5 protein-coding genes and 1 pseudogene are annotated in these 6,112 nt (G+C 51.5%); 1 reads left to right on the top strand and 5 read right to left on the bottom strand.

Going from position 1 to position 6,112, the window contains the following annotated elements:
* Nucleotides 1-458: 458 nt before the first annotated feature.
* From H7R76_RS25000 to H7R76_RS24325, 4 genes and pseudogenes are all read right to left on the bottom strand, one after another.
* Nucleotides 459-671: pseudogene (locus tag H7R76_RS25000) on the bottom strand (J domain-containing protein); the annotation flags it as partial.
* 75 nt (nucleotides 672-746) lie between these two features.
* Nucleotides 747-1,022, bottom strand: coding sequence for a Txe/YoeB family addiction module toxin (locus H7R76_RS24335; RefSeq protein WP_072058806.1), 276 nt, complete (start codon nucleotides 1,020-1,022; stop codon nucleotides 747-749).
* Entirely contained in the window at nucleotides 1,003-1,248 is a 246-nt protein-coding gene (locus H7R76_RS24330) for a type II toxin-antitoxin system Phd/YefM family antitoxin (protein ID WP_047359280.1), read from the bottom strand. Before H7R76_RS24330 ends, H7R76_RS24335 begins: the two co-directional genes overlap by 20 nt.
* Before the next feature lie 407 nt (nucleotides 1,249-1,655).
* Nucleotides 1,656-1,886 carry a hypothetical protein gene (locus H7R76_RS24325; protein ID WP_152293049.1) on the bottom strand — a complete coding sequence of 77 codons (231 nt, stop codon included), beginning with the start codon at nucleotides 1,884-1,886 and terminating at the stop codon, nucleotides 1,656-1,658.
* A 921-nt stretch (nucleotides 1,887-2,807) separates the two neighbouring features.
* Between H7R76_RS24325 and H7R76_RS24320 the strand changes: the two genes are divergently transcribed.
* Nucleotides 2,808-3,505 (top strand): IS1 family transposase gene (locus H7R76_RS24320; RefSeq protein ID WP_227674016.1). Its coding sequence is split into 2 segments (ribosomal slippage): nucleotides 2,808-3,057 and nucleotides 3,057-3,505, totalling 699 coding nucleotides; the frame shifts between segments, so codons are not numbered across the junction.
* A gap of 85 nt (nucleotides 3,506-3,590) precedes the next feature.
* Here H7R76_RS24320 and torA read toward each other — a convergent pair.
* Nucleotides 3,591-6,110, bottom strand: a complete 2,520-nt coding sequence (gene torA, locus H7R76_RS24315; RefSeq protein ID WP_006798116.1) for a trimethylamine-N-oxide reductase TorA — start codon at nucleotides 6,108-6,110, stop codon at nucleotides 3,591-3,593.
* Between the last annotated feature and the right edge of the window lie 2 nt (nucleotides 6,111-6,112).

The raw sequence follows: 6,112 nt of genomic DNA, 5'->3' as shown, positions 1-6,112 counted from the left end.
GGCTTATATTAATTCATTAAAAACAGAAAGTTATCGTCTTGGCGTGGTTTTTTACATCATTGACCGTCAAACCCCTTATATAATTAACACTTGTCTTTTCATTATTAGAGGTTATATATTCCCATGGTTTCACATTCACATCACCACTTGGAATATCAACTTCCTGTGGTGTTATTTTTTTGAAAAAAGCACTAACCCCCCTTCCCACCTCAGACCTAAAATAACCATCTTCAGATGAAAAAAAATAAACAGCGCCACCTGCCAGACCTATTAACAAAAACCTCTTTGATAAACCCCAAAAATAAAAAACGAATACTAAGATAATTGTTCTTAACAAAAATAACACAAGTTAAACCCACTGTTCTTATTTTTTTTCCTGCACTGACAGATTCTTTTTCTTTTTCACTAGAGTCAGATTTTTTACTTGCAACACTAGATTCAATTCTGCGCTCCCAATTTTTCCTCGCTATCCATGAATCATGTTCTTTTCTCCTAACTGGATCACTAAGCACCTCATAAGCTTCGTTTAATATCTGCATGATTTTTTCCGCATCCGGATTATCTCGATTCAAATCAGGATGGTATTTTTTTGCAAGGGTCCTATAAGCAGCCTGAATCACCTCGACAGGTGCATCCTGAGACACCTTCAAATTATCGTAATGAGTTCTCATTTTAAAATCACCAGTTGGAAAAATCCTTTTAGAAAAAATATAAACCCGATAGCTAAATGTAAAATATTTTTATTTCTATTTATCGCCGTAGTGATAACGCGCTGCGTAGATGATAATTTCTCCGTTTTGGATTGAATAAACAAGCCTATGGCTCTGATCGATGCGCCGAGAATAGAGCGCAGGATCTTTGTGATGGCGTAATCGCTCAGGCTTCCCTATACCAGTTAACGGATCAGACTCGATGCTGTGAAGTAGCTGCCGGATACGTTCAAACTTCTTTTTGTCAGTACCACGCCAGTAATTGATATCATCAGCGCCATTCTTCGTGAACTTAATATTCCACTTCGACAAATTCGCCGCGCTCCGCCTGTTTCATTGACTCATTGATATGAGCAGCATTCGCAGGATTGCTGAACAGATACACTGTTTCTATGAGTGCCTCATACTCTCCAGCATCGATCATGACGATATCAGGTGCATCTCGCCGCATTACTCGTACCGGCTCAGCATCATCGGTAACACGCTTCATGGTATCGGCAAAATGTTTACGGGCATCCGTAAAAGTGATTGCATGCATCTTATTGGCTCCCTTCAGTTGTAGTACCAGTATAGAACATGTACGCAATTAAGTACATATAGAATTTACCATAATCCCTTCTTACGCGCACCGCTAAAACGGCCTCAGGGCGTTTCTGGTGGTTAACGGGCAAAAGGTGGTGGCAAGTACACCGAAAACCGCCAGAAACGCGCCTGATTTATTTTACGCATATGCATGGCTATTCACACCACTGCATAGTAGGTGATTTCGGCCGAGAAAAGGGTTCTGGACGTTAAAAGCATAAAAGAACGGGCCATCCAGGCCCGTCAAATGAGGACAACTCTGTAAAAGGACCGTCGCACCTGGTGCGGTGCCGGCGACAAGAAAAAGGTAGCTCATATCAGCCCCTCACCGGAGAAAAATATTTCCGGGCCAGTGCACAGACATCAGCCGTCCATAAATGCGATTTTAATCACAGGGAAGCGCCCCCCCCCCTTATTTATCGCGGCCAGAGACTGCTTTCTGGCCGCCTCAACCGCCACACGCTGTGTTCCCGTTAACTCGTGCAGATAACGCAGGAACATCCTGTTTCCCTCTGCATGCGCCTCCTCACTGCCCTGTGCGTAGTATTCCACTATCGCGTTCACCACGGATTCATCCACCGTAATCAGCTTCATTCTGTCTCTCCGCTTTCTCTGTGACACCATCCTGGCATCACGACGGTCATCCTGGCGTGAAAACGGTGACCGGGCAGGCAAATTTTTTGTCTGTCCGGTCACCGTTGGCGGGGTCCGGGGCGGTCAGTCCCGGCGTTCTTTATTCAGGCAATATGAGTACCTGCGACACCCGCTATTAAACTGAGTCAGGCGCAACATTTAAAAAACAACATTCACACGCATGCAAAACCTGGCTAGTATTTAGTCAAACCATGAGCCGTGCACTCTGACGCACCCTGTGCTCCGGCAACAGGTAAAACAGCCGGGTCCCTCCGGGGATACTGTACCGGGCAGCCCAATCCGAGAACACTGAGACAACAGCCCAAATCTGTCAGACCCACAACCGGGTCAAGTCATTCTCTGACTAAAGAGGCGTTGAGCCGCGAGCAGTCCGGGCTTAACCACGTTACGGTTTAAACGAGGGCGATCGGCGCAGGCCGCAGTGACCGTTAACGGCCACTGATGTTCTTGGGGTCAGTTTGGATATAGAGAATTATTGTACGGTAAGCCTGTTTTTTGAACAGACTTACCTATAGCAATAGGGTGTACTCATGCGCTATACGGCGTTTTCAGGGGATTTGTCCTTCATCGGATAACCTAAATGCGATACCGAAAGAGCGACAACTTAAAAGCGATAACCTCTGACACAAAATCAATCCGTTACGCCTCGCGATTGGTTGAATAATGCGCTTAACGTACAAAAATTTCCGATCTCCAAACTGACCCCTGGTAGGGCAGGGAGGTATTCCTTTCAGGCTCTGCTTGCCATATCTGACTTAAGCGGCTGGGGATAAATTTATCAGTCCAGATTTTTATGACGTCGTTCCGGTAATGATGCCGATTTACTGATTTAGTGTACGATGGTGGTTTTGAGGTGCTCACGTGGCTTCCATTTCTATCAGTTGTCCCTCCTGTTCAGCTACTGAAGGCGTGGTGCGTAACGGTAAAAGTACTGCCGGACATCAGCGCTATCTCTGCTCTCACTGTCGTAAAACATGGCAGCTACAGTTCACTTACACCGCCTCCCAGCCCGGTACACACCAGAAAATCATTGATATGGCCATGAATGGCGTCGTATGCCGGGCAACCGCCCGCATTATGGGCGTTGGGCTCAACACGATTTTCCGCCATTTAAAAAACTCAGGCCGCAGTCGGTAACCTCGCGCATACAACCGGGCAGTGACGTCATTGTCTGCGCTGAAATGGACGAACAATGGGGCTACGTCGGGACTAAATCACGCCAGCGCTGGCTGTTTTACGCGTATGACAGAATACGTCGAACAGTCGTGGCCCACGTCTTCGGTGAACGCACTATGGCTACGCTGGAGGGTCTTCTGAGCCTGCTGTCGGCCTTTGATGTGGTGATATGGATGACGGACGGCTGGCCGCTGTATGAATCACGCCTGAAGGGAAAGCTGCACGTTATCAGCAAGCGATATACACAGCGAATTGAGCGGCATAACCTGAATCTGAGGCAACATCTGGCAAGGCTGAGCAGGAAGTCGCTGTCATTCTCAAAATCGGTGGAGTTGCATGACAAAGTCATCGGGCATTATCTGAACATAAAACACTATCAGTAAATTGGAATCATCACTCTGAGCCTTAAAAACAATAAACGGCCCCCTCACGAAAGGGGCCGTTTTGTCTTTCAGATCTGGAGGCAGGTTACGCGCCTACCGGTACATCGTGCGCGGTATTTTTCAGCACCGGTCCGGTGTACTTCTCGATCTGCAGCTGCGACATCTGGCCACAGTTCCCCTGCGCCAGGCTGGAGGAGCCCACGTCAAAGGTCAGACAGTTCACGTTACCGTTTTTACACAGTGATCCCGGATGTGACGGGTCGGCCGGATCAAACCATGCCCCTTCACTGATGCGCACCACGCCTTCGCGAACGTTATCGGTAATCACCGCCCCGACCAGGATCTGCCCGCGATCGTTAAAGGCGCGAACCAGATCGCCTTCGCTTATGCCGCGCACGCTCGCATCTTTCGGATGGATCCAGATGGCTTCACGATCGGCCACCGCGTATTTCTTGCGGAGTGGAGTATTGTCGAGTTGAGAGTGCAGACGGTTAATTGGGTGAGCGGTATTGAGCGAAAGCGGATATTTCTCGGCTTCCGGCCCGCGATACCACTCGTACGGCGGCATCCAGGTTGGAATCGCTTTGCAGTCCTCGTAGCCCATTTTGGCGATGGCGTCAGAATAGATCTCGATTTTCCCTGACGGCGTCCCCAGCGGGTTGAGCAGCGGGTTCTCGCGGAAATCGGCGAAACGCACCCATTGGGTGTTCTCTTGCGGGATCGGGAAGCGAATGTAATTGTTGGAAGCCCAGAACATATCAAACGGCGGCAGCGCCACGCGAGCGTTGCGCGCCTGGGCTTTCATCTCGTCATACATGCCCTTCAACCACAGCATCTCATCTTTGCCTTCGGTAAAGGCCTCATGCACCCCAAGGATCTCGGAAATCCCCGCAAAGACATCAAAGTCGTTTTTCGCTTCGTTCTGCGGCGGTACGCACTGGCGCAGCGGGAAGACATAAAGCTGCGAATAGTCACCGCCCATATCCATGTCGTTGCGCTCGTAGGTGGTGGTCACCGGCAGTACGATGTCCGCGTGTTTCGCCGTCGCCGTCCAGTACGGTTCGTTCACCACCACGGTTTCCGGATGCTGCCAGGCTTTCACCAGGTTGTTGGTATCCTGATGCTGGTGGAAGGTGTTACCGCCCGCCACGTACACCATTTTAATATCCGGATAGGTGACCTTTGTGCCGTTATAGTCGATGGTCTTGCCTGGGTTCGCCAGCGCATCGGCGATGCGCGCCACCGGGAACGGCGTAATATCTTTCGCCGCCGGCGACGTTGGGCTACCGGCGGAGATCCCCGCCAGAATGCCGCCGCGCGCGGTTGGGCTACCGCCGGAAGAGTAGTGATAGCTAAAGCCGAAACCACCGCCGGGCAGGCCAATCTGCCCCAGCATCGCCGCCAGCGTCACCATCATCCAGTGGGCCTGTTCGCCATGATGCTGACGCTGAATGCCCCAGCCGCCCATGATCATGGTGCGATGCTTCGCCATATCTCGCGCCAGCTGCTTGATAGTCTCAGCATCAACGCCGCTGATATCCGCAGCCCAGTCGGCATCCTTGACGACGCCATCTTCTTTACCGTTCAGGTAGGCTTCAAATTTATCGAACCCTACGGTGTAGGTTTTCAGGAAATCTGGGTTATGCAGATTTTCAGCCAGCAGCGTATGGGCCACCCCCGCCATCAGCGCGCAGTCGGTGTAGCTGCGCGGGGCGATCCACTCGGCGCCTAACTCACGCGCGCTGTCGCTGCGCACCGGGTCGATACAAATCATCCGGGTGCCCTTTTTCTTCAGCGCTTCAAAGCCCGTCTGGCCGACGTGGTCCGGCAGGTTCCAGCTGTTTTTCAGCGTGATCATTGGGTTACAACCGATCATCACCACCAGCTCGCTGTTATCAATCACGTTTGGCCACGCGGTCTGCTGTTCGTAAACCTCAACGGAACCGACCACGTGCGGCATAATCACCTGCGCCGCGCCGGTGGAGTAGTCACCGGAATAGCCGACAAAGCCGCCTGCCAGGTTCATCATGCGCTGCAGCAGCGTTCTTGGGTTGTGGAACATCCCGACGCTTTTCCAGCCGTAAGAACCGGCATAAATAGATGATGGGCCATGCTCTTTTTGCAGACGGCTGATTTCACCCGCCACCAGATGCAGGGCTTTATCCCAGCTGACGCGGACCCACTCATCGCGGCCGCGCAGCTCTGGCTTACTGTTTTTCGCCCCGCCTTCTAACCAGCTTTTACGTACCATCGGATATTTAATCCGGTTTTCGGCGTGAACCTGATACGGCGCCATAGTAATCAGTTCGTTAGGATACGGATCGTCTTTGATCGGGCGTACGTCAACCATTTTGCCGTCGCGGACGATGGCTTCAAACGCGCCCCAGTGGGCGCCGGTGAGAATGCCGCTTTCCGCCTGGCGCAATGCGATAAACTGCGGCATCGCCTGGCTAATGGCCTCCGCCAGCGCCGAACGCGGCCACAGCCCCGCCAGCAGCGGCGCCGCCATCAGGGCGCTGGCGCCAGCCAGAAAACGGCGACGCGTCAGATTCATACCAGGTTCCTGGCTCTGATCCGCCATGTCATAATCGTTATTCTTTTTCATCA

The organism is Klebsiella sp. WP8-S18-ESBL-06 (genome assembly GCF_014169755.1).
GTDB classification, from domain to species: domain Bacteria; phylum Pseudomonadota; class Gammaproteobacteria; order Enterobacterales; family Enterobacteriaceae; genus Kluyvera; species Kluyvera ascorbata_B.
Note: the sequence above shows the minus strand (reverse complement) of the source record. Positions and strands in the feature narration are given on the sequence as shown.

Coding starts and splice junctions, on each gene's coding strand:
- H7R76_RS24330 (WP_047359280.1), bottom strand. CDS start 1,248: ATGCATGCAATCACTTTTACGGATGCCCGTAAACATTTTGCCGATACC.
- H7R76_RS24325 (WP_152293049.1), bottom strand. CDS start 1,886: ATGAAGCTGATTACGGTGGATGAATCCGTGGTGAACGCGATAGTGGAA.
- torA (WP_006798116.1), bottom strand. CDS start 6,110: ATGAAAAAGAATAACGATTATGACATGGCGGATCAGAGCCAGGAACCT.